This is a genomic window from Streptomyces sp. NPDC039423, from assembly GCF_055598725.1.
Window position 1 is genome coordinate 884,893 of sequence record NZ_JBVKAH010000002.1, and the last position, 23,495, is coordinate 908,387.

The window sequence follows — 23,495 nt, forward strand, 5'->3', positions numbered from 1 at the left end:
CCTGCCGGGATCACCGGGGCGGACGTGGCGACGGTGGCTTCCGTGACCGTCCGGCCCGTGGCCGGCTTCACCGGGTCCTGGCGGAGGCGGAACCAGTAGAAGCCGTGCCCCGCGAGGGTGAGCAGGTACGGCCATTCGCCGATCGCGGGGAAGCGGACCCCGCCGATCAGCTCCACCGGGTGCATCCCGTTGAAGCGCCGCAGGTCCAGTTCGGTGGGCTGCGGGAAGCGGGAGAAGTTGTGCACGCACATCACCAGGTCGTCCCCGTACTCCCGCAGGAAGGCGAGGACGGCCGGGTTGGACGACGGCAGCTCGGTGTACGAGCCCAGGCCGAAGGCCGGGTTCTGCTTGCGGATCTCGATCATCCGGCGGGTCCAGTGCAGCAGCGACGACGGGGACGCCATGGACGCCTCGACGTTGGTGACCTGGTAGCCGTAGACCGGGTCCATGATCGTCGGCAGGTACAGCCGTCCCGGGTCGCAGGACGAGAAGCCGGCGTTGCGGTCGGGCGTCCACTGCATGGGCGTGCGGACGCCGTCGCGGTCGCCCAGCCAGATGTTGTCGCCCATCCCGATCTCGTCCCCGTAGTAGAGGATCGGCGAGCCGGGCAGGGACAGCAGCAGCGCGGTGAAGAGCTCGATCTGGTTGCGGTCGTTGTCGAGCAGCGGGGCCAGGCGCCGCCGGATGCCGATGTTGGCGCGCATCCGCGGGTCCTTGGCGTACTCCGCGTACATGTAGTCGCGCTCCTCGTCGGTGACCATCTCCAGCGTCAGCTCGTCGTGGTTGCGCAGGAAGATGCCCCACTGGCAGTTCGCCGGGATCGCCGGGGTCTTCGCCAGGACTTCGGAGACGGGGTAGCGGGACTCCCGGCGCACCGCCATGAAGATGCGCGGCATGACCGGGAAGTGGAACGCCATGTGGCACTCGTCGCCGCCGGCCGAGAAGTCGCCGAAGTAGTCGACGACGTCCTCGGGCCACTGGTTGGCCTCGGCGAGCAGCACGGTGTCGGGGTAGGAGGCGTCGATCTCCTTGCGCACCCGCTTGAGGAAGGCGTGGGTGGCCGGGAGGTTCTCGCAGTTGCTGCCCTCCTGCTGGTACAGGTACGGCACGGCGTCCAGGCGGAACCCGTCGATGCCCAGGTCGAGCCAGAAGCGCAGTGCGGACAGGATCTCCTGCTGCACGGCCGGGTTCTCGTAGTTCAGGTCCGGCTGGTGGGAGAAGAACCGGTGCCAGTAGTACTGCTTGCGCACCGGGTCGAAGGTCCAGTTGGACGTCTCGGTGTCGACGAAGATGATCCGCGCGTCCTGGAACTGCTTGTCGTCGTCGGCCCAGACGTAGTAGTCGCCGTAGGGGCCGTCGGGGTCGCTGCGGGATTCCTGGAACCACGGGTGCTGGTCGCTGGTGTGGTTCATCACGAAGTCGATGATCACTCGCATGCCGCGCTGGTGGGCGGCATCGACGAACTCGACGAAGTCGGCCAGGTCGCCGAATTCGGGCAGTACGGAGGTGTAGTCCGATACGTCGTAACCGCCGTCCCGCAGAGGGGACTTGAAGAACGGCGGGAGCCAGAGGCAGTCGACCCCGAGCCACTGCAGGTAGTCCAGCTTGGCGGTGATGCCCTTGAGGTCGCCGACGCCGTCGCCGTTGCTGTCCTGGAACGAACGCACCAGAACCTCGTAGAAGACGGCTCGTTTGAACCAGTCGGGATCACGGTCCTTTGCCGGTGTGTCCTCGAACGTGTCGTGGACGGGCTCGTTGACGATCATGATGTGGGTGACCCTCCGATCGGCGGGGACGGTCGCAGGACAAGGATGTGCGCGGGCGTGACACCCGGCTCGAGGCGCACATAGTTGGCCCTGCCCCAGTGATAGGTCTCACCGGTGAGCTCATCGCGCACCGGCACGGTCTCGTGCCAGTCGAGGCCGAGTTCCGGCATGTCCAACGACACCGTCGCCTCGTGGGTGTGGCGCGGGTCGAGGTTGACGACCGTCAGAACAATGTTCGAGCCCGCTCGCTTGCTGTACGCGATGACGGCGTCGTCGTCGGTGTGGTGGAAGTGCACCGAGCGCAGCGTCCGCAGGGCGGCGTTGCGGCGCCTGATCCGGTTCAGACTCGTGATCAGCGGCGCGATGGTGCGGCCCTCCCGCTCGGCCGACTCCCAGTCGCGTGGGCGCAGTTGGTACTTCTCGGAGTCCAGGTACTCCTCGCTGCCCTCGCGCGCCGGGGTGTTCTCGCACAGTTCGTACCCGGCGTACACGCCCCACGTCGGGGACATCGTCGCGGCGAGCACCGCGCGCGCCTCGAAGGCGGGGCGGCCGCCGTGCTGGAGGTAGGCGTGCAGGATGTCCGGGGTGTTCACGAAGAAGTTCGGCCGCATGTAGGCGGCGGCGTCGCCGGACAGTTCGGTGAGGTACTCCGTCAGCTCCTGCTTGGTGTTGCGCCAGGTGAAGTACGTGTACGACTGCTGGAACCCGATCGCGCCCAGGGTGTGCATCATCGCCGGGCGGGTGAAGGCCTCCGCCAGGAAGATCACGTCGGGGTCGCTCTTGTTGATGGTCGCGATGACCTTCTCCCAGAACACCACGGGCTTGGTGTGCGGGTTGTCGACGCGGAAGATGCGGACGCCGTGGGCCATCCAGTGGCGGAGTACGCGCACCGTCTCGCGGATGATGCCGCGCATGTCCCGGTCGAACGCGATCGGATAGATGTCCTGGTACTTCTTGGGCGGGTTCTCGGCGTACGCGATGGTGCCGTCGGCCCGGTGGTGGAACCACGCCGGGCGCTTCTCGACCCACGGGTGGTCCGGCGAGCACTGGAGCGCGAAGTCCAGCGCCACCTCCAGGCGCAGTTCGCGCGCGCGTTCGACGAAGGCGTCGAAGTCCTCGAGGGTGCCCAGGTCCGGGTGGACCGCGTCGTGGCCGCCCTCGGGGGAGCCGATCGCCCACGGCACACCGACGTCGTCGGGACCGGCCGTCAGGGTGTTGTTGGGACCCTTGCGATGGGTGGTGCCGATGGGGTGGATGGGCGGCAGATATACGACATCGAACCCCATCGCGGCGATGGCCGGAAGTCGCTCCGCGGCCGTGCGGAACGTTCCGGAGACCAGGCGTCCGTTTTCCCGGCGGGCCCCCTCGGAGCGCGGGAACATCTCGTACCACGACCCGAACAGCGCCCTCTCCCGCTCCACCAGCAACGGCAACGGCTTGGCGGCGGAGACCAGTTCGCGCAGCGGATGGGCGGCCAGCGCCTGGACCGCCTCGGTGCCGAGGGCGGCCGCGAGCCGGTCCTCGGCGGAGCGCCGCTCGTCCCGCAGGGCGTCCACCACGGCGAGCACGGCCTCGCGGCCCTCGCCCTTCGGTACGCCGTCGGCGGCCCGTTCGTGCAGCGTGGCGCCCTCGGCGAGGACCAGGGCGGTGTCGATGCCGGCCGGGACCTTGATGCCGGCGGTGTGGCGCCAGGTGGCGATGGGGTCGCTCCAGGCCTCGACGGTATAGGTCCACCGCCCCTCCGCCGTCGGAGTGACCTCGGCGCCCCAGCGGTCGGTGCCGGGCGCCAGTTCCCGCATCGGGGTGAACGGGCCCGGCTTGCCGGCCGGGTCCGTCAGCACCACGTTCGCGGCCACGGCGTCGTGCCCCTCGCGGAAGACCGTGGCCGTAATCTGGAAGGTTTCGCCGACCACCGCCTTGGCGGGCCTTCTGCCGCAGTCGACCAGCGGGCGTACATCGAGAACGGGAATGCGACCAATCAGCGAGTTCACGGCATCACCTGAGGGTTGCGTACGGGGTATCGCTCTTTGTACTTGCTCCGTTGACGAGTGGCAGAGCGCAGGCATCACCGCTCCTGTCCGGGTTCACTCGGGTGGGCGGGTACCGGAGGAGCCCTACCCACACCCTTCGGGTGGGCAATCCGGCGTGTTGTTAACTACTCAGGCGTACGCGAACACGAAAGGAACCGGCCCCGTTCGAGTGGAATATCGTGGCCGGTTCCCGCTCGGGTGTGTCCAGTGGCGTTCAGGTGAGCGTCTGGGCGTCCCGCTCCTCCGGATCGTTCGCCCAGATCTGCCACGGCCGGCGTGACACCCAGGCGTCGACCGGCGTGGGCGTCAGCGACAGCGCCTCCGCGGACAGCCCGTCATCCCCCGCCAGCAGCAGTGGATCCCGGCCCGCGGCCATGTAGTGGTAGATGCCCGCCACCCCGGCCGCCGCGACCGGGCCGATCGCCTGCGCCAGCCCCTGCTCGAAGACGTGCGGGGCCAGCGTCCGGTAGCGCACCCGGCGCCCGAGCCCCTTGCCGAACTCCTCCGCCAGTTCATCACCCGTCAGGGCCCGCGCCCCGCCGATGTCGTACGTCCGCCCCTCCACGCCCTCCGCGGTGAGCGCCGCGTACACCGCCCCGGCCAGGTCGCGGTGCGACAGCCACGCGGTCGGCACGTCCGCCGGCAGCGGATAGGAGAGGATGCCGTCGTTGACGAGCGCCGGGCCGTTCCAAGGGCTGAACAGGTTGTCGAGGTAGACCGGCGGGCGCAGCACCACCAGCGGCACGCCGCTCTCCCGCAGCACCTCCTCGGCGATCCGGCGGGTCTCGAAGGCCGCCACGTCGGTGGCGGCGCGCGGCACCCGGGTGTTGGCGTTGTACACCAGGCGCCGCACCCCCGCCTCCACCGCCGCGTCCGCGACGTTCCGGGCGTAGGCGCGCACCCGCTCCGCCTCGTACACCAGCGGCATCACCACCGCGGCGTGCGTCGCCCCGGTGAAGAGCTGCCGTACGGCCTCGGCGTCACCGAGGTCGCCGGTGGCGCACGAGACCCCGGGCAGCGGGGGCCGGTCGCCCTCGGGACGGCGGGAGAGCGTACGCACCCGGTGGTCACGCTCGGTCAGCAACCGGGCCACCGCACCCCCCTGGAAACCGGTCGCTCCCACCACTGCTACCCGCATCCGATTCTGCTCGGACATCTGCTCCGACATATGCCTGATCGGCCCTTCGATAGGGTGTGACTGCTGCCATGAAGGCGTTCACTCAGGCTGGCGGCGGCGGCTTTGGCCGATCAATTAACAATTCGGGGCGGGGGTTGAAGGATCGTCCATGGACACCGTGCGCACCGAAACCGGGAACGACGACCGGCACGACGACCTCCTCAGTGAGCTGCTGCAACCACTGCGGCTCACCGGCGTCTTCGACAGCCGCTGGCACGTCCGCGCCCCCTGGGCCATCGAGGGCGACGCCGAGCAGGGCTGCGCCGTCCTCCACTACATCGTCGAGGGCGGCTGCTGGATCACCGCCGAGGGCCAGCCGCCCCAGCAACTGCACGCCGGTGACCTGGCCGTCTTCCCCACCGGCACCGCGCACCGGCTCTCCGACCGGCCCGACCGGCAGGGCGTGCCGCTCAAGGCGGTCCTGCCGGAGCGGGAGCCCGGCACCTCCGGCGAGATCCGCATCGGCGGCACCGGACCGGAGAGCCGGCTGCTGTGCGCCGGGCTGCACTACGACTCCAGCGCCGCCACCGGTCTGTACAAGGCGCTGCCCTGGGCCCTGGTCCTGGACGGCTCCCAGGTCGGCCGCGAACCGCTGCTGCGGGACACCCTCCGGCTGCTCGCCGCCCCCGACCGGCCCATCGGCCCCGGCGACCGGCTCATCACGCTGCGGGCCTTCGAGATGGCCCTGGTGCTCGCGCTGCGCCCGCTGCTGCGCGAGTTCGCGGAGAACCCGGCGTCCCTGCCGGTCCTGCGCCACCCGGGCGTGAGCCGCGCCCTGGTGATGATCGCGACCCGGTTCGCCGAGCCCTGGACCATCGAGTCGCTCGCCCGGGAGGTCGGCATGTCCCGCTCCGCGTTCACCGCCGCGTTCCGCGCGCTCGTCGGCGAGGCACCGGCGCGCCATCTGACCGGACGGCGCATGCAGGAGGCGGCGCGGCTGCTGGGCGAGACGTCGCTGCCCCAGTCGGCGGTCCCGCAGCGGGTCGGCTACCAGAGCGCGGTCGGTTTCCACCTTGCGTTCCGCAAATGGTTCGGCGTCACTCCCGGTGAGTACCGGGCGGGCGCGGCACGCGCCGCCTAATGGTTTCCGGACGCGGACTGGCCGGTTCTTAAGGACCATTGGACGGACGTTCATTGCCGTAGGTGTGTACCAACGGACAGGCTCTGCTGCGGCAATGGCATCCGCAAGAGGAGAAACGGTGACGAGGTCCGGTCAGGAGTACCTGGCGTCGCTGCGCGACGGCCGGGAGATATGGCTCGACGGGGAGCGGGTCGAGGACGTCACCTCGCACCCCGCGTTCCGCAACACCGCCGCCTCGATCGCCCGGCTGTACGACCTGGCGCACGACTCCGAGCACACCCCGGTCCTCACCCAGGGCGGTGTCCACCGGGCGTACGCGATCCCGCGCTCGTACCAGGACCTGGTGGCGCGCCGTGAGGCGTACAAGGTGTGGGCGGAGGCGAGCTTCGGCTTCCTGGGCCGCACCCCCGACTACATGGCGGGCGGCGCGGCGGGCTTCGCGGCGCTGCCCTCCCTCTTCGCCACCGAGGCGTACGACGGCTCCGCCGCCGCCCTCGCCCACCACCGGCGGCTCGCCGAGGGCGACCTCTACCCGGTCTTCACCATCACCAACCCGCAGATCGACCGCACCCGGCCGGCCTCCGGCCAGGAGGAGGACGACCTGGTGGTGCGGGTCGTCGCCGAGAAGGACGGCGGGATCGTGGTGCGCGGCGCCAAGATGATCGGCACCGCGACGGTCTTCGGCAACGAGGTGATCGTCGGCACCATCGAACCGCTCGCCCCCGAGGACGTCGCGCACGCGGTGTGCTTCTCCGTCCCGGTCGACACCCCCGGACTGAAGTTCCTCTCCCGGACCTCCTACGAGGCACGGGCCCGCAGCGTGTTCGACAACCCGCTCTCCTCCCGCTTCGACGAGAACGACGCGCTGCTCGTGTGCGACGACGTGTTCGTGCCCTGGGAACGGGTGCTGACCTACCGGAACGTGGACGTGTCGTTCCGGATGTGGTGGCACACCCCCGCGTACCTGAACCTCGTCCACCAGGCCGCGACCCGCTTCTGGACGAAACTGGAGTTCCTCGCCGGCCTCGCCATCCTGATCGCCAAGGCCAACAACACCTACGAGCTGCCGCCGGTCACCCAGGCCGTCGGCCGCCTCCTCGGCCGGGTCGCGCAGGCCAAGGCGTTCGTCCTCGCGGCGGAGGCCTCGTACGAGGAGGTCGACGGCGGCCGGGGCGGGGTCGCGCCCGGCAAGGACATCTCGTTCGCCCAGCGCATCATGGCCGGGGAGCTCTACCCCCAGGCCGTCCAGGAGGTCAAGCTGCTCGCGGGCGGCGGCCTCATCCAGCTCCCCGCGTCCGGTGAGGACCTGCTCCACCCGGAACTGGGCCCGCTGCTCCGCAGGTACGTCCGCTCGCCCGGCACCCCGGCCGAGGACCGCGTGAAGTTGCTGAAGCTGGCCTGGGACGCGCTCGGATCCGAGTTCGCCGGCCGGCACGAGCAGTACGAACGCTTCTACCACGGCGCCCCCCACGTCTACCTCACCCAGCAGGCCCGGGAGGGCGGGGCGCCCGGCTGCGAGGCCCTCGCCCGGACCTGCCTGGACGGCTACGGCCTGGGGCGTACGCGATGACCGCACCCGCCCGGCTGCGCGCGGCCGACCCTGGCCGGTGCGCCCGGGGCGGCCGCGCGGTCCGCCCAGGCCGTGCGGTCCGCCCAGGCCGTGCGGTCCGCCAGGCACACGCGGTCCGCCCGGCACACGCGGCCGTCCCGGCACACGCGGTCCGCTCGGCGCACGCGGCCGTCCCGCTACGGCGCCCGCACCGCTCCCTCCCGGGCGCCGCCGACCCCGGCTGGACCCGCGCCGGGGGCCACCGGTGAGCCGCCCGGGGGGAACGCGCGGCACGCTGGGACTGCTGGCCGCCACCCAACTCCTGATGATCATGGACACCGCGATCATCAACGTCGCGCTGCCGTCCGTCGGCGCCGACCTCGCGGCCGGGTCCGCCAACCTGTCCTGGGTGGCCAACGCCTACCTCATCACCTTCGGCGGGCTGCTCCTCCTCGGCGGCCGCACCGCCGACCTGTTCGGTCACCGGCGGCTGTACGTCCTCGGACTCGCCCTCCTCGCGGCCGCCTCCGCCGCCGGGGCACTCGCGCAGAGCACCGGCGCGCTGATCGCCGCCCGTGCCGCGCAGGGGATCGGCGCCGCACTCGCCGGGGCCGCCGCCTTCGCCCTGCTGCTGGTCCTGTTCCCGGACGGCCCCGCCCGGCACAGGGCGCTCGGCGTCTTCGCCGCGACGGGCGGTCTCGGCGGCGTCCTCGGCACCGTCCTGGGCGGGGCCCTCACCGACCTGCTCGGCTGGCGCTCCACCTTCTGGCTGAACGTCGCCGTCGCCGCCGTCCTCGCCCTGCTCGCCCCGCGCCTCCCGGCGGGCGGCAGCCGGGGCGCCGGGCCCGGCTTCGACCTGCTCGGCGCGCTCACCGCCACCGGGGGCCTCGGCCTCGTCGCCTACGCCCTCGTCGGACGCAGCCTGCCCGCGGCCGCGGCCGGCTCGGCCCTGCTCGCCGCGTTCGCCCTCGTGGAGACCCGCGCCGCCCGGCCCCTCCTACCGCCCGCCGCCCTCAAGCGGCCGGTGCCGCGCCTCGCCAACGGCCTCGCCGCCCTGGCCCAGATGGCGCTGTTCCCCATGTTCTTCCTGGTCAGCCTGCACCTCCAGCACGTCCTGGGGCACTCCCCGCTCACCGGTGGCCTCGGCCTGCTGCCCCTGTCGGTGGTCGTCGTCGCCACCGCCCCGCTGACCGGCCGCCTCATCCGGCGACTCGGCCTCGGCCGGACCATGACCCTCGGCTTCGGGCTGCTGCTCGCCGGCATGGTCTGGCTCGCCCTCGCCCTCGATCCCCACGGCACCTTCGCCACCACCGTCCTCGCACCCAGCCTCGTGCTGGGTGCCGCCCTGCCGCTGGTCACGGTCACCACCAACGTGGCCGCCACGGCAGGGGCCGCGCCCGAGGAGACCGGCCTGGCCTCCGGGCTGGTCAACACCAGCCAGCAGTTCGGGTCCGTCCTGGGCCTGGCCGTCCTCGTGGCCGTGGCCACCACCCGTACCGGAGCGGCCACACCCCAGGCCGAGACCGCGGGCCACCAGGCGGCGCTGCTCGTCGGCGCCGCGTTCGCCGCGGCGGCCGCGCTGCTGTCCGTACGGCTGAGCCCGCCCGCGCCCGCACCGGCGCCGCCACGCCAGGACCGGGTGGGCGACCCGCGGTGACCGCCTGACCAGCGAACACCGCGCCACTCCCGAATCCACACCGCCCGAGGGGGGCATCCCGTTGACCCTGTACGACCTTGTCGCGCCCGGTCCCGACACCTGTGCCGAACCGCGCTACCGCCTCACCGAGATACGCGACGCCGACCCGCTCGGCGCCGACGCGCTGCTCGCCGCGCTCCCCGCGATGAACCGGGACGCCGACGTCGCCGCGCTCACCGTCGCGCTGCGCACCCTCGTACCCGACCTCGACCGGGTCGCCGAGTGGTGCGTCATCGAGGCCCTCGCCGCCATGCGGGACCTCGGCATGCTGCTCGGCTCCCTGAAACGGCACGGCGTCCAGCCGGTCGCCGCCGTCCCCGAGGTGCTCCCCGTCCTGGAGGAGCTGGCCCGCCGCACCGACATGGTGCCCCGGGACACCGTGCACCACTACACCACCTGGAACCCGCTCGGCCCCCGGCAGCGGATGTACACCGGCCACGAGATGGAGGCCCACCTCCAGGAAGCCGTCCGGATGGTCTTCCCCGGCCTCGTCGCCGCGCTCGACACCTGTGAGCGGCTCGCCGGGCTCGAACCGTACGAACCCGGCTTCGCCCGCACCCTGGACCGCACCGCACAGCACGTCCAGGCGATGGTCGACTCCATCGACTTCACCATCACCCACGTCTCGCCGTCCTACTTCGCGCGCACCCTGCGGCCGTACTTCGAGGAGGTCGACGTCGCCGGCCGCGCCTGGCTCGGCCCGGCCGCCGCCCAGGTGCCGCTGTGGCTCGTCGATCTGACGGTCTGGCAGTGCGACCGGCCCGACCCCGGCTACGACGCCTTCCTCGCCGAGTCGGTCGCCTACAGCCTCCCGTCGTGGCGCGCCTTCCACGCCGCCCACAAGGACGGGGTGTCCGCCGTCAGCAAGCTCTCCGCCGCGCTGAGCTGGGAGACCGCCCACCGGCTGCCGCCCCAGCTCGTCGCCTCCGCCCACTCCCTGGCCCGGGTGCTGCGCGTCCTCAAGACGTTCCGCGCCCGCCACCTCGGCATCGCCCGCAAGGCCTACGGCGACGACCTCCGCCTGTACGACCAGGGCAGCGGCGGCGCACCGGTCGCGCTGCTGCGCTCGGTGCTCGACCTGACCCGGGACAACGAGACGCTGGTGCGCCAGGCCACCGAACGCCCGCGCACCACGGCCGCGTGAGGGGGCGAGCACCATGACCCCGCACATACTCGTCGCCGGCGGCGGCATCGCCGGCCTCACCACCGCGCTCGCCCTCCACGCCGCCGGCTTCCCCCGCGTCACCGTGGCCGAGGCCGCCCGGGAGATCCGGCCGCTCGGTGCCGGGCTGAACCTCATGCCCAACGCCGTGCGCGAGCTCGACGCGCTCGGACTCCTCGACGACCTGGAGGCCGACGCCGTCCGCACCCGCGAGCTGCGCTACTACCACCGCTCGGGCGGGCTGATCTCCCGCGAGCCGCGCGGGCTGGGCGCCGGCTACCACTGGCCCCAGCTCTCCCTCGCGCGCGGACACCTCCAGCGGGTCCTCGCCGACGCGGTGCGCGACCGGCTCGGCCCCTCCGCGCTCGTCACCGGTGTCCGGGTGACGGGCCTGGAGCAGTTCCCCGACGGCCGGCCGCGGGTGCGCCTGGAACACCGCGAGGGCACCAGGGGCGGCCGCGCCTCCCTGGAACCCGACGTCCTGATCGGCGCCGACGGCATCCGCTCCGCGGTCCGCGCCGCCCTCGAACCCCACGAGGGCGAGCCGCCCTGGAACGGCATGCTGGTCTGGCGCGGCGTGTCGTGGCTGGACGCCCGCCGGGCCGGCCCCTTCATGCTCATCGCGGGCGACGACCGGCAGAAGGCCGTCGTCTACCCGATGGCCGAACGTCCCTCCGGGGACGTCCTGGTGAACTGGGCGCTCGCGATGCCCGCCGACAGCATCGCGACCCCCGGCCACCGGGGCGACTGGAACCGGGCCGTGCCCGTGTCCGGGCTCCTCCGCCACTACGACGGCTGGGAGTTCGACGGCGTCCGCGTCCCCGACGTGCTGCGCGCCGCCGAGGCCGCCTACGAGTACCCCATGGTCGACCGCGAGCCGCTGGCCCGCTGGAGCCACGGCCGCACCACCCTGGTCGGCGACGCCGCCCACGCCATGTACCCCATCGGCTCCAACGGCGCCACCCAGTCGATCATCGACGCCCGGGCCCTCGCCCACGCCATGGCCCGGCACGCCGACCCGGCCGCCGCCCTCGCCGCCTACGAGGCGGAGCGGCGGCCCGCCATGACGGACCTTCAGCGCGCCAACCGGCGCCTCGGTCCGGAAGTCGTCATCAATCTGGCCCACCGGCGCGCCCCCGGCGGCTTCACCCACATCGACGACGTGATCCCGCCGGAGGAACGGCGCGGGATCGCCGCCCGGTACGCCGCGACCGGCGCGTTCGACCCGGAAACGGTCAACGCGGGGTCGCCCTACCGGGTCCCGGTGAGCGCGCGGTGAACGCGCTCCCCCCGAGTGCGCCGTGGTTACGGAGGGCGAGGTCCCGATAACGTCGGAGGGTGAAGGCGGGCGCACACCGTGGTGCGTCCGCCCCGATACGTACCTGCCCTGCGAAGGTGGAACACGTGAAGGCAATCCGTCGATTCACCGTGCGCCCCGTCCTCCCCGAACCGCTGCGGCCGCTCAGCGACCTCGCGCGCAACCTGCGCTGGTCCTGGCACGCCGAGACCCGTGATCTGTTCCAGGCCGTCGACCCCGAGGGGTGGCGGGCGGCCGGCTGCGACCCCGTGCGGCTGCTGGGCTCCGTGTCCGCCGCCCGGCTCGCCGAGCTCGCCCGCGACCGGCGCTTCCTGCGCCGCCTGTCGGCCGCCGCCGACGACCTCGACGACTACCTGCGCGGCCGCCGCTGGTACCAGAACCACTCCCTCCCCGACGGCGACCTGCCCGCCGCCGTCGCCTACTTCTCGCCCGAGTTCGGCGTCACCGCGGCCCTGCCCCAGTACTCGGGCGGCCTCGGCATCCTCGCCGGCGACCACCTGAAGGCCGCCTCCGACCTCGGCGTACCGCTCATCGGCGTCGGCCTGCTCTACCGGCACGGCTACTTCCGCCAGTCGCTCTCCCGGGACGGCTGGCAGCAGGAGCACTACCCGCTGCTGGACCCCAACGAGATGCCCGTCGCCCTGCTGCGGCAGCGCGGCGGCGCCCCGGTCCGGGTCTCCCTCGCCCTGCCGGGCGGCCGCAGCCTGCACGCCCACATCTGGGTGGCCCAGGTCGGCCGCGTACCGCTGCTGATGCTCGACTCGGACGTCGAGGAGAACGGCCCCTCCGAGCGGGACGTCACCGACCGGCTGTACGGCGGCGGCAGCGAACACCGGCTGCTCCAGGAAATGCTCCTCGGCATAGGAGGTGTCCGGGCGGTACGCGCGTACTGCGAGCTCACCGGCCACCCCTCGCCCGAGGTGTTCCACACCAACGAGGGGCACGCCGGATTCCTCGGCCTGGAGCGCATCCGGGAACTGAGCGAGGAGGGCGTCGACTTCGACGCCGCCCTGGAGGCCGTCCGGGCGGGGACGGTCTTCACCACCCACACCCCCGTCCCCGCCGGCATCGACCGGTTCGACCGCGAGCTGGTCGCCCGCCACTTCGGCGACGGCGCGGAACTGCCCGGCGTCGACGTCGAGCGGATCCTCCAGCTCGGCAGGGAGACCTACCCCGGCGGCGAGCCGAACCTCTTCAACATGGCCGTCATGGGGCTGCGCCTGGCGCAGCGCGCCAACGGCGTGTCCACCCTCCACGGCGCCGTGAGCCGGGAGATGTTCGCCGGCCTGTGGCCCGGGTTCGACCCGGACGAGGTGCCGATCACCTCCATCACCAACGGCGTCCACGCCCCGACCTGGGTGGCCCCCGAGGTGTTCCGGCTCGGTGCCCGCAGGATCGGCACCCAGCGCGCCGAGGACGCGCTGAGCGTCGGCGGCTCCCAGCGGTGGGACGCCGTCGGCGAGATCGCGGACTCCGAGATCTGGGACCTGCGGCGCGAGCTGCGCGAACAGCTCGTCACGGAGGTCCGGACCCGGCTGCGCGCCTCCTGGCGGCAGCGGGGCGCGGGCTCGGCCGAGCTCGGCTGGATCGACGGGGTCCTGGACCCCGACGTCCTGACCATCGGCTTCGCCCGCCGGGTCCCCTCGTACAAGCGTCTGACGCTGATGCTGCGGGACCGCGACCGGCTGACGCGGATGCTGCTGGACCCGGACCGGCCGGTGCAGATCGTCGTCGCCGGCAAGGCCCACCCGGCGGACGACGGGGGCAAGCGGCTGGTGCGGGAGCTGGTCCGGTTCGCCGACGACCCGCGCGTGCGCCACCGGATCGTGTTCCTGCCCGACTACGGCATGGGCATGGCGCAGAAGCTGTACCCCGGGTGCGACGTGTGGCTGAACAACCCGCTGCGCCCGCTGGAGGCGTGCGGCACGTCCGGGATGAAGGCCGCCCTCAACGGCTGTCTCAACCTGTCCGTCCTGGACGGCTGGTGGGACGAGTGGTACGAGCCGGACTTCGGCTGGGCCATCCCGACCGCCGACGGCCCGACGACGGACGAGGACCGGCGCGACGACCTGGAGGCGAACGCGCTCTACGAGCTGATCGAGAAGCGTGTCGCCCCCCGTTTCTACGACCGGGGCGCGAACGGGCTGCCCGAGCGGTGGATCGAGATGGTCCGCCGTACGCTCGCCAACCTGGGCCCCAAGGTGCTGGCGGGACGCATGGTGCGGGAGTACGTGGAGCGGCTCTACGCCCCGGCGGCCCTCGCCCACCGGGCGCTGGACACCGGCGCCGCACGGGAGCTCGCCGCCTGGAAGGCCCGGGTGCGCGCCGTATGGCCGCGCGTGGCCGTCGACCACGTCGAGGTGGACGAGGCCAACGGCGTCGCCGAGCTGGGCTCGACCCTGGCGCTGCGGGTGCGGGTGGCCCTCGGGGACCTCCAGCCGGAGGACGTCGAGGTGCAGGCGGTCGCCGGCCGGGTCGACACCGACGACCGGCTGCGGGACGCCGAGACCGTGCCGCTCAAGCCGGCCGGCGGCCCCGACCAGCAGGGGCGCTGGGTGTACGAGGGGCCGCTCACCCTCGACCGGACGGGCCCGTTCGGGTACACGGTCCGGATACTGCCCACCCACCGGCTGCTGCCCGCCGGCGCCGACCTGGGCCTGGTCGCCCTGCCGACCGAGTCGACGGGCGAGGGCGCGGGCGTGCTGATGCGCTAGGTACCGGGGCCCGCGGCCCGTCGCCCCCTCCCCTCGTGGGGGGCGACGGGCCGCGCGCCGCACAGCCTGCCGCCCCCGCCCTCTCCGGGGCATCGGCCGGGGAACCGATCCGGTCCTCGGCCGTTCGGCGGAGGCGTCCCCCGCCGTGAGGAGGAGGACCGCCCGGCCGCGGTCCGTCCGGGGGCGGGTGGCAAGCCGCGGGCGGGCGGCGCGCCCCGGGCCGTACGCCCCGGGCCCGTCCGCCACGCCGTCCGGACGCACGACCGCCCGGCGGCACGTGGAGTGCCACCGGGCGGTGCGTCACCGCTTCCCGGGCTTACGGGAAGGTGAGCTTGAAGCTGTTGATGTAGCCGGTGTCCTGCGCGGCCTTGTCCTGCACGCGCAGCTTCCAGCTCCCGTTGGCGACCTCGCTGGACGCGTTGACCGTGTAGGTGGCCTTCACATTGTCGGCGGAGTCGGAGGAGCTGAACGGCTTGAGGTTGTAGACCGAGCCGTCCGGGGCCACCAGGTCGACGACCAGGTCACCGCGCCAGGTGTGGACGATGTCCACGTCCACCTTGAGGGTGGAGGGGGCGTTGCCGGCGATGCCGGTGACGCTGACGGCCGAGGTGACGGCGGCGCCGTTGTCCGGGATGGCGACGTCGGCGGTGTTCTCGAAGATCTTGCCGGTACCGGGGTCGCCGCCACCGGGACGGGAGCCGACGTTGACACCGGCCCAGGCGTGCTCGACGGCCTTCACCTCGGCGCTGCCCGCGCCGTACAGCTCGGTGGCGACAGCGACCGTTCCGGTGCGGGCACCGGCGTAGTTGGTCGTCGAGTTGAACTTGGTGGTGAGCGCCTTGTACCAGATCAGCGCGGCCTTGTCGCGGCCGATGCCGGTGACGGGCAGGCCGTCGGAGGTCGGCGAGTCGTAGTTCACGCCGTTGATGGACTTGGCGCCGCTGCCCTCGGAGAGCAGGTAGAACCAGTGGTTCGCCGGGCCGGACGAGTAGTGGACGTCGACGTTGCCGATACCGGAGTACCAGGCGTCCTTCGACGAGCCGTCCTTGCTCGGCTTGTCCATGTAGCGCAGCGGGCTGCCGTCGCCGCGGATGTCGAGCTTCTCGCCGACCAGGTAGTCGCCCTTGTCCTGGGCGTTGTTGGCGTGGAACTCGACGGCGGCGGCGAAGATGTCGGAGGTCGCCTCGTTGAGACCGCCGGACTCGCCGCTGTAGACCAGCTTGGCGGTCGCGGAGGTGACGCCGTGCGTCATCTCGTGGGCGGCGACGTCGATGGACGTCAGCGGCTTGGTGTTGCCCGCCCCGTCGCCGTACGTCATGCAGAAGCAGCTGTCGGTCCAGAAGGCGTTGACGTACGCGTTGCCGTAGTGGACGCGGGAGTACGCGCCGACGCCGTCGCCCTTGATGCCGGAACGGCCGTGCACGTTCTTGTAGTAGTCCCAGGTGAGCGCGGCGCCGAAGTGGGCGTCGGCACCGGCCGTCTCCGCGTTCTGCGGCGTGCCGTCGCCCCAGACGTCGTCGGAGCCGGAGAACAGCGTCCCGGTGCCGGAGGTGCCGCGGTTGAGGTTGTACGTCTTGTGGTTGCCGCGGCCGGTGTCGGTCAGCGTGTACGAGGGCGCGGTGCCGAGCGTCACCTGGCCGCTGTACTGGGTGTTGCCGGTGCCGGTGTGCACGGCCTGCCACTCGTACAGCTTGGCGCCCGTGGTGGCGTCGGTGACGACGTGCAGCTCGTTCGGGGTGCCGTCGTGCTGGAGGCCGCCGACGACCGTCTCGTAGGCGAGGACCGGCTTGCCCTGCGCGAGCCACACGACCTTGCGGGGGGCGCGCTCGGCGTCGGTCGCCTTGGAGCCCTCGGCCCGGGCCGCGCCCAGGGCCTGCTTCTCGGCGGCCGCCGGGGCGATGTCCGCGGTGGTGTCCACGCCCTTGAGCACGGCGCGGGAGGCCTTGCTGACCGCCTCGGTCCGGCCGGAGCGGGTCTCGCTGACGACGAGGTCGCCGCCGAGGACCGGGAGGCCGGCGTAGGTGCGCTCGTAGCGGGTGTGGGTGGTGCCGTCGCGGTCCTGGACGACGTCGCGGACGGCGAGCTTCTCCTGGGCGCCGAGGCCGAGCTCCTTGGCCGTCTCGGCCTTGGCGGCGTCGGCGGCGCGTATCAGCGCGGTGCGCTGGGCGGGGGAGAGGTCGGCGGGCAGGGCACCGGGGTCGGCCTTGCCGGCCGTCCGGGCCTTGGGTGCCGCGGTCCGGGGTGCGTCGGCGGCGGTGGCGGCACCGGTCTGCACACTCACGGTGAGCATGGCGGCGGCGGCGATCAGGGCGCCGGTCGCGGTGGCGCGACGGCTGGGCGTGGATCTCACGCAGACTCCTTTTGCGAGGGGGGTACCGGCGGCTGGGTGGGGCCGGCCGGGCGGAGCAGCCTGAACGAGCGCGGAACACGTGCGGGTCGAACGAAGGAACGCGGTCCGAACATGTGGTGCGGAGAACGGGGTAAGAGTGGCGCCGGTGACGGGTCCCTGTCAGGAGCGCGTCAACAGATTGGCCGGAATTCGTCCGTTGCCCGAAAAGCCGTGTTCGTTAACCGGACGTTTCGCCGAGGTGCCGCCGCCGCGTCCTGTGTCCGGCGCGGGACCGAGGGGTGCGCGGCACCGCCTTGGTTCCGGCGATCGGCTATGGCGGTTACCACACCGCTTACCGTCGGTACTCGGCATTCACTCTGTTGCTGACGTGAACCTGATCATGACAGCATTCCGGACATGGCCGAATACGGGGACGCGGTATCCAGGACCGAACCACGCTCAAAACTCGCCGGCTTGGCCGACGCGCCGCCGGATCCACCACCTGTGGAGAAGCCGGCACCCGCTCCGCCCGCCCCTCCGGCGGCGCGGGCCGATAATCAACTGACCTCCGCGCGGCGTGAGTTCGCGGCGCTCCTGGGTGAATTCCGGCGCAGTGCGGTGCTGGTGCCGTTCGACGACCACGGAAGCCTGTGGACGGCGGAGCAGAACGGGGTGCGGTGGATCTGCGCCTTCTCCGACGAGGAGGCGCTGGCCGCCTTCGCGCGGGCGCGGGGGGACGCGGACAGGGAGTGGACGTACCGGACGGTTCTTGGCGCGCGGCTCCTCGATGTGATGGTGCCCATGCTGCCGGGTCCGGCCGGGGTGGCGCTGGACGCGGGCAGCGAGGAGGGCATGCTCTTCCCGCCCGTCGTGGGCATCGTGCCCGACGCGGTGGCGGTCGATCTCGGGGGGAACGCGTGAGCGGCGAGGAGCCGGATCTCCAGGCGCCGCCGGTGGCGCTGGCGGCCATCGCGATCGGCATCGACCTGGCCCATGCCGAGCTGAAGGAGCTCGGCATGATCGGTGAGGCGACGGCCGGCCGGGGCTTCTCCGATCTGGCCCTGTCCGGGCTGGAGCTGGGCCACGCCGGGCTGACGGAGCAGTTCAGGACGTTCTGCGAACGCTGGGAATGGGGCGTGCGGGCCCTCACGCTGAAGGGCAACCTCTTCGCGCAGGGGGTGGGGCTGTCGGCCGGCTCGTTCTACGAGCAGGAGCAGTACGTCAAGGACTCGGTCAAGATCGGTGTGAACTCGCTGAACGGCAACCCGCACTTGAGCGAGGACCAGGTCAAGCAGATGAGCTGGGACACCATCAGTACTCAGAGCGTCTTCGACAACCCGGACTACAGCGCCGAGTCGATGACGAAGGCCCATGAGGAGGTGAAGCAGACCTGGAAGAACACCGGCTACGACGTCATGGACGCGCAGATGGACTCGATGGAGCGTTCGGGTCTGCTCGATCCGAAGCTGCGTGAGCGGATGGACGTGGAGTTCCGCGAGACGCTCGATCCGGACGAGGCGACGGTTGCGCAGGCCGAAGAGCCGCGGTGGGGGGAGAACGGCTGATGTCCGACTTCGGAATCATCGGCGATCTCGCCGGCAAAGCGACCGACAAGGTCGTCGACGGGATCGATGAGGGAATCGACAAGGGCAAGAAGCTCGTCGGCGAGGCCGCCGACTACGCGACCGACAAGGCCGGACAGTACCTGGAGGCCCACGGCCACAAGCGTGCGGCGGACCTGGTCACCGACTGGGGTGACGGGTTCGCCTCGTCGATGGGCGCGGAGGTCGGCGAGCAGCAGCTCGGGCAGACCGAGGAACCGAACGAGCTGATCCACGGCAATCCGACGAAGATCGCCGACTCGGTGAAGAACCTGCGGGACTTCCAGCTGGCGTTCGACCTCGTCGGCGCGGGGATGAAGAAGCTCGACTCCAGCAACTGGAAGGGCGAGGCTGCCGACACCTTCCGCACCAAGTTCTCCACCTTGCCCACCGACTGGCTGCACGCCGCTGACGCCTTCGAGGCCGCGGCCGGCGCCCTGGAGCGGTACTCCAACGCCATCACCAGCGCACAGGCCATGGCCCGCGAGGCGATCGTCCTGTACAAGCAGGGCCGGCAGGCCTCGGCGGCGCACGAGAAGGACGTGACCGCGTACGAGTCGGCCCGCGAGAGCGACAAACCACTGCCCAAGCCCGGCGCGGATCCCGGCAAGGCCCTGTGCACCCGTGCCCAGGAGATCCTCAGTGACGCCCGCCGCGCCCGCAACGAAGCGGCCGAGCAGGCGAAGACGGCCGTCACGAGCGCGATGGCACATGCCCCCAAGGAGCCCAAGGGCAGGGAGAAGCTCAAACTGGAGCTCGCCGACTGGAGCATGGCCTCCGGCACGGAGGGCCTGCACCTCCTCGGCGGGGTGACCAAGGGCGCCGCGGGCCTGATCAACTTCGTCCGCTCCGTCAACCCGATGGACGGCTACAACCTGACCCACCCCGCTGAGTACTACAAGGGCGTCAACATGACGCTCGCCGGGCTCGTCTCCACCGTCGCCAACCCCGACCGCGCCCTCAAGAACGCCTGGGAGGCGGCGAAGGGGGACCCCGCCGAGTTCCTCGGTCGTCTCATCCCGGAACTGATCGGTACCAAGGGCGCGGGCGTACTCCGGGGCGGGCTACGGGCCGGCATGCGCAGCGGCACCCGCCACGGCGGCCTCGACGGACCCGGGCGCAACGGTGTGCAGGATCCTGCCGACCCGTCCCGGACCGCGCGCGGGGCGGAGAACGATCCCTCGGACCCGATCGATCTGGCCACGGGCGTGATGTACCTGCCGCAGACGGACATCGCGCTGCCCGGCACCCTGCCCCTCGTGTTCCGCCGCCGTCTGGCATCGGACTACCGGGCCGGGCGCTGGTTCGGCCCCTCCTGGTCCTCCACGGCGGATCAGCGCCTGGAGATCGACTCCGAGGGTGTCGTCCTCATCGCCGAGGACGGCCTGCTTCTGGCGTATCCGCACCCGGCTCCGGGCGTCCCGGTCCTGCCGAGCCACGGACCACGCTGGCCTCTGGACCGGGACGTGGACGGCGGATACACCGTCACCGACCCGGAGAGCGGGCGCGTTCGGCACTTCGTCACCCACCACGACGAGCTGGCTCTGCTGACGCAGATCGATGACCGCAACGGCAACTGGGTCACCTTCGAGTACGACGACGAGACCGGTGCTCCGACGGCGATCGTGCACAGCGGCGGCTACCACCTGAAGCTCACCACCTGTGAGGACAGGATCACTGCCCTGCACCTCGCGGGCGGGGCGCCGGACGGCTCGGACCAGGAGATCCTGCGTTACGGCTACACCGACGGACACCTCACCGAGGTCGTCAATTCCTCCGGGATACCCCTCCGGTTCGCGTACGACGAACGCGGCCGGCTCACCTCCTGGACGGACACCAACGGCAGGCGCTACGAGTACACCTACGACGATCGCGACCGCTGCATCACCGAGGGCGGCGTCGAGGGTCATATGGCGCTGCGGCTCGATTACGACGGTACCGACCCCGAGACGGGGCTGCGCGTCACGAGGGCCACGACAGGCACTGGCGCGGTTCATCAGTACGTGGTCAACGACGCGCACCAGATCGTCAAGGAAATCGACCCGCTCGGCGCCGTCACCCACTTCGAACGCGACCGCTACAACCGGCTGCTGTCCCGGACGGACCCGCTCGGCCGCACGACCCGCTTCGAGTACGACGCGTCCGGCCGCAGGACGTCGGCGATCCGGCCGGACGGTCGTGCGCTGTCCGCCGAGTACAACGAACTCGGCCTGCCGGTACGCGTGACCAACCCGAACCACACCTCGGTCCGCCAGGAATACGACGAGCGAGGAAACCGGGTCGCGGTCACGGACCCGGCCGGTGCCGTCACGCGCTTCACGCTGAGCGAGGCAGGACACACCACGGCGGTCACCGACGGGCTCGGGAACACCACCCGTCTCCGCAACGACGCGGCCGGTCTGCCCGTCGAGATGACCGATCCGCTCGGCGCGGTCACCCGGTTCAGCCACGACGCCTTCGGCCGCCCTGTCGTCGTCACCGATCCGCTCGGCCACACCACTCGCCTCGAATGGACCCCGGAGGGCAAGCTCGCCCGCCGCGTGGAAGCCGACGGCACCGAGCAGTCGTGGACGTACGACGGTGAGGGCAACTGCCTGACCCACACCGATCCCATGGGGAGGGTGTCACGCTTCGAGTACACCCACTTCGACCTCATAAGCGCCCGTACGGGCCCGGACGGCGTGCGCTACGAGTTCACCCACGACCACGAGCTGCGCCTCACCCAGGTCCTCAACCCACAGGGTCTTACGTGGGACTACGAGTACGACGCGGCGGGTCACCTCATATCCGAAACCGACTTCGACGGCCGCACGATCACGTACGCGCGCGACGCCGCCGGCCGCCTCGTCTCGCGTACCGACGCCCTCGGCCAGACGATCCACTACGAGCGCGACGAACTCGACCGCGTCACCCGCAAGGACGCCGCCGGAGCCGTCACCACCTACACCTACGACCTCTTCGACCAGCTCGCGGAAGCGCGCAACGCGGACGCGACGATCACGTACCTGCGCGATCGTCACGGGCGCCTGAAGTCCGAGACGGTCAACGGCCGCACCCTCACCTACGCCTACGACAAGCTCGGCCGTCGTACGGGCCGGACCACACCCACCGGCGCGGTCAGCACGTGGGTCTACGACGCGGCAGGCCGCCGCACCTCCCTCACCACCTCCGGCCGCACACTCGTCTTCGAGCACGACGCCGCGGGCCAGGAGATCACCCGCCACATAGGTGACACCATCACCTATACGTCCCAGTACGACTCTCTCGGGCGCCTCACCAGCCAACAGGTCACAGGCGCGGGCGGGCGCGGCATCCAACGCCGCGACTACGCCTACCGTGCCGACGGCAACCTCATCGGCATCGACGACCAGCTCACCGGCTCCCGCACCTTCGACCTCGACGCATCCGGCCGCGTCACCGCTGTTGAGGCGGCAGGCTGGACGGAGCGCTACGCGTACGACGAGGCCGGCAACCAGACCCACGCGTCCTGGCCCGCCTCCCACGCCGGGCAGGAGGCCACCGGACCCCGCGCCTATGCGGGCACGGTCATGACGCGCGCCGGCAACGTGCGCTATGAACACGACGCCCTCGGCCGGATCACCCTCCGCCAGAAGTCGCGCCTGTCACGCAAACCCGACACCTGGCGCTACGAATGGGACGCCGAGAACCGCATGCGGTCGGTGACCACACCGGACGGCACGGTCTGGCGTTATGAGTACGACGCGCTGGGCCGTCGGACCGCGAAGCAGCGCCTCGCTCCCGACGGCCGGACCGTTGTCGAGAAGACCATCTTCACCTGGGACGGGGTGACACTCTGCGAGGAGACCAGCGAGAGCGAGGCCCTTCCCAAGCCCGTCGCCGTTACGTGGGACTACCACGGCCTTCGCCCCCTCACGCAGACGGAACGCATCCTCGCGCCCACCGCGGCGCGGGAAACCATCGACGAACGATTCTTCTCCATCGTCACCGACCTGATCGGCACTCCGCGTGAGCTGGTCGATGAAACGGGCGACCTGGCGTGGAGCACCCGTACCACGCTGTGGGGTACCACGACATGGGCAGCGTCGAGCACCGCCCATACCTCATTGCGTTTTCCAGGTCAGCGCTTCGACCCGGAAACCGGGCTTCACTACAACCTCCACCGCTACTACGACCCCGAGACAGGCCGCTACCTCACATCGGATCCGCTCGGTCTGGCCCCCGCCGCCAACTCCGTAACCTACGTACCCAATCCCCACTCGCAGATAGATCCATTCGGACTCTTCGGGTGCCCGGAGGAGGAGCATCTCTTCCGGGGTACAACGGAGGGGTACAACGCCAGTGTCAACATTGAGAAATCCGGTTTTACGCCCACATCCACGGACCCCGGAGTCGCGGCCACCTTCGCCCGGCACTCGGAACAATTCGGAGACGCTGTACTTCAGCTCATTCCACGCAGCGCCCTCGAGGGAGTTCCGATGGAGCGGGGCTTCATTCGCGCCGAGGCGGAGGTGGGTGTGGGGCTCCACGCATCAGAGCTCGCCAAGCGGGCCAGCGTGACGATTCCCTCCAGCGTGGCGAAGGATATCCTGGACCAGATGGGGATCAAGATTCCCAAGCTGCACACATATCAGAACATCAGCGACGCACTGGAGTGGGACATTCCGAAGCTCACGCCGGATCAGATATCGCAATTCGTCGCGGAGGCTTACAAATATGCAAGAGGCTAGTCGGTTGCAGGTTCACAGCGTTGAGGAGGCGGGTGAGCGCGGAGGGATTGTGATCGTGCGATGCGTGGGCGGCGTCGCACGGGTCGGCCAGACCTACACGCTCGAGGAAGAGGCCGGCTCCGGCACCGGTGCGCCGCATTTCGTTCTGGACAGGATCGAGCGGTACCCCGACGTCTTCGTGGATGTCTTCGGCCCGCCCCACGCGGCGCGAGTCCACGTGTCCGGTGACTCGCCTGCATCGCTGTCGAGAGGGGTCGTCATCACTTCCAGTGATGGCGATGATTCCATCCCCGAGGAATGACCAGGGCCGGATCGTGCGGAGAGCCACCCGGCCGGCTCCGGGATTTCCGGAGCCGGCCGCGG

General features: G+C 71.3%; 13 protein-coding genes and 1 pseudogene. 10 read left to right on the top strand and 4 right to left on the bottom strand.

Annotation, left to right across the window (positions count from 1 at the left end):
• Positions 1 to 74: 74 nt before the first annotated feature.
• From treS to ACZ7LK_RS10075, 3 genes and pseudogenes are all read right to left on the bottom strand, one after another.
• Positions 75 to 1,766, bottom strand: a pseudogene (gene treS, locus ACZ7LK_RS10065) (maltose alpha-D-glucosyltransferase); the annotation flags it as partial.
• Positions 1,763 to 3,748 (bottom strand): alpha-1,4-glucan--maltose-1-phosphate maltosyltransferase, encoded by a 1,986-nt coding sequence (locus ACZ7LK_RS10070; RefSeq protein ID WP_471139589.1) that lies wholly within the window; start codon positions 3,746 to 3,748, stop codon positions 1,763 to 1,765. The pseudogene treS and the gene ACZ7LK_RS10070, both read right to left, overlap by 4 nt.
• Positions 3,749 to 4,010: 262 nt before the next feature.
• Positions 4,011 to 4,952: an SDR family oxidoreductase gene (locus tag ACZ7LK_RS10075; protein WP_392271936.1), complete on the bottom strand. Its 942-nt coding sequence runs from the start codon at positions 4,950 to 4,952 to the stop codon at positions 4,011 to 4,013.
• 130 nt (positions 4,953 to 5,082) lie between these two features.
• On the opposite strand from ACZ7LK_RS10075, the gene ACZ7LK_RS10080 reads away from it, so the two are divergent.
• From ACZ7LK_RS10080 to ACZ7LK_RS10105, 6 genes are all read left to right on the top strand, one after another.
• Positions 5,083 to 6,054: an AraC family transcriptional regulator gene (locus ACZ7LK_RS10080; protein WP_471139427.1), complete on the top strand. Its 972-nt coding sequence runs from the start codon at positions 5,083 to 5,085 to the stop codon at positions 6,052 to 6,054.
• 118 nt (positions 6,055 to 6,172) lie between these two features.
• On the top strand, positions 6,173 to 7,624 hold the full coding sequence (locus ACZ7LK_RS10085) for a 4-hydroxyphenylacetate 3-hydroxylase family protein (protein ID WP_469463625.1): 1,452 nt from the start codon (positions 6,173 to 6,175) through the stop codon (positions 7,622 to 7,624).
• A 244-nt stretch (positions 7,625 to 7,868) separates the two neighbouring features.
• Positions 7,869 to 9,260, top strand: coding sequence for an MFS transporter (locus ACZ7LK_RS10090; protein WP_469463626.1), 1,392 nt, complete (start codon positions 7,869 to 7,871; stop codon positions 9,258 to 9,260).
• A 61-nt stretch (positions 9,261 to 9,321) separates the two neighbouring features.
• The gene (locus ACZ7LK_RS10095) at positions 9,322 to 10,443 is read left to right on the top strand and encodes a monodechloroaminopyrrolnitrin synthase PrnB family protein (RefSeq protein WP_469463627.1); all 1,122 of its coding nucleotides are present in this window, start codon (positions 9,322 to 9,324) and stop codon (positions 10,441 to 10,443) included.
• A 13-nt stretch (positions 10,444 to 10,456) separates the two neighbouring features.
• Complete coding sequence (locus tag ACZ7LK_RS10100; protein ID WP_471139431.1) at positions 10,457 to 11,740, top strand: FAD-dependent monooxygenase; 1,284 nt, start codon at positions 10,457 to 10,459, stop codon at positions 11,738 to 11,740.
• A gap of 125 nt (positions 11,741 to 11,865) precedes the next feature.
• On the top strand, positions 11,866 to 14,493 hold the full coding sequence (locus tag ACZ7LK_RS10105; RefSeq protein ID WP_392271930.1) for a glycosyltransferase family 1 protein: 2,628 nt from the start codon (positions 11,866 to 11,868) through the stop codon (positions 14,491 to 14,493).
• A gap of 316 nt (positions 14,494 to 14,809) precedes the next feature.
• Here ACZ7LK_RS10105 and ACZ7LK_RS10110 read toward each other — a convergent pair whose 3' ends face one another.
• Positions 14,810 to 16,843, bottom strand: a complete 2,034-nt coding sequence (locus ACZ7LK_RS10110; RefSeq protein ID WP_392271929.1) for a M4 family metallopeptidase — start codon at positions 16,841 to 16,843, stop codon at positions 14,810 to 14,812.
• A gap of 396 nt (positions 16,844 to 17,239) precedes the next feature.
• Here ACZ7LK_RS10110 and ACZ7LK_RS10115 point away from each other — a divergent pair, with 396 nt between their 5' ends.
• The 4 genes from ACZ7LK_RS10115 to ACZ7LK_RS10130 all read left to right on the top strand — a co-directional run bounded on the left by ACZ7LK_RS10115 (position 17,240) and on the right by ACZ7LK_RS10130 (position 23,433).
• The gene (locus tag ACZ7LK_RS10115) at positions 17,240 to 17,743 is read left to right on the top strand and encodes an SseB family protein (RefSeq protein WP_471139434.1); all 504 of its coding nucleotides are present in this window, start codon (positions 17,240 to 17,242) and stop codon (positions 17,741 to 17,743) included.
• Entirely contained in the window at positions 17,740 to 18,387 is a 648-nt protein-coding gene (locus tag ACZ7LK_RS10120) for a hypothetical protein (protein ID WP_392271927.1), read from the top strand. Before ACZ7LK_RS10115 ends, ACZ7LK_RS10120 begins: the two co-directional genes overlap by 4 nt.
• Positions 18,387 to 23,132 carry a putative T7SS-secreted protein gene (locus tag ACZ7LK_RS10125; RefSeq protein WP_471139437.1) on the top strand — a complete coding sequence of 1,582 codons (4,746 nt, stop codon included), beginning with the start codon at positions 18,387 to 18,389 and terminating at the stop codon, positions 23,130 to 23,132. The genes ACZ7LK_RS10120 and ACZ7LK_RS10125 overlap by 1 nt, the downstream gene beginning before the upstream one ends.
• Before the next feature lie 64 nt (positions 23,133 to 23,196).
• The gene (locus ACZ7LK_RS10130; protein ID WP_392271925.1) at positions 23,197 to 23,433 is read left to right on the top strand and encodes a hypothetical protein; all 237 of its coding nucleotides are present in this window, start codon (positions 23,197 to 23,199) and stop codon (positions 23,431 to 23,433) included.
• Positions 23,434 to 23,495 lie beyond the last annotated feature (62 nt).